The organism is Nostocoides australiense Ben110 (assembly GCF_001050535.1).
GTDB classification, from domain to species: Bacteria; Actinomycetota; Actinomycetes; order Actinomycetales; family Dermatophilaceae; genus Nostocoides_A; species Nostocoides_A australiense.
Window position 1 is genome coordinate 4,251,085 of the sequence record NZ_HG764815.1, and the last position, 840, is coordinate 4,251,924.

At 69.3% G+C, this 840-nt stretch carries 1 protein-coding gene; it reads right to left on the minus strand.

What is annotated here, in order from left to right:
* The coding region (locus BN11_RS26400) for a M48 family metallopeptidase (RefSeq protein ID WP_235435577.1) at window positions 1–819 on the minus strand (819 nt) is incomplete at its 3' end.
* Between the last annotated feature and the right edge of the window lie 21 nt (window positions 820–840).

Genomic DNA, 840 nt, shown 5'->3' on the forward strand with positions numbered 1-840 from the left:
CAGCCGGCCCGGCGCCGACCGGTCCCGCAGTGCGTGCGCGCGCCAGGCGAGCACCGGGTGCGAGGCGAGGGCGTTGACGAGCCAGATGAAGAAGCCCTTCTCCTGTTCGGCCCGGTCGGCGATGGCATTGATGTCGACGGTCGGGTTGAGGTACTTGCCGACGGCGAGGGTCTGCATCGCCGGGGCGCTGCCGCGCGCGCAATACGCATAACCGAAGTTGTCCGCTGTGTACTCCTGTGCGCGGGAGAGGACCGGCCCGACGAAGGGCACGATCTGCGACCCGAAGATGCCCAGCCAGCGCCAGTAGGACGCGTGCCCCGCGGCGATATGGCCCACCTCGTGGCCGATGATGAACCGCAGCACGTCGGGGTTCTTCAGGCGTCCGCCGACCTCGAACAGGTCGCTGTAGACGAAGATGAACCGCCGGAAGCCGTGCCCGGAAGCCGCCGCGTTGATCATGCCGTTGCCGAGCACGACATAGGCGTCGGGCGCCTTCTTCATGCCGAAGGCCGCGGCGGCCTCCTGGAGCATGGCGTAGGCCTCGGGGTATTGCGTGGGAGTGATCTTGACCCCACCGACCCGCAGCCGGGCCATCAGCTGCCCGCGCATCAGCCACAGCACGAGCGGCGCCAGCGCGAAGAGCAGCGAATAGATCCCCGGCTCCCGCCCGTTGCGCAGAGCGTCGACGACCGATCCGATCGAGACGCTCATGACGATCAGTGAGACCAGCACCGCGACGATCAGGGTGAGGTTCTCGAGGGGGTGGCGCAGCACTCCGCGGATCTCCCGCCGGCGCGCGTCGTCGAACGGCGGCGCCACCGGCACCATCCCCGGCGGCGG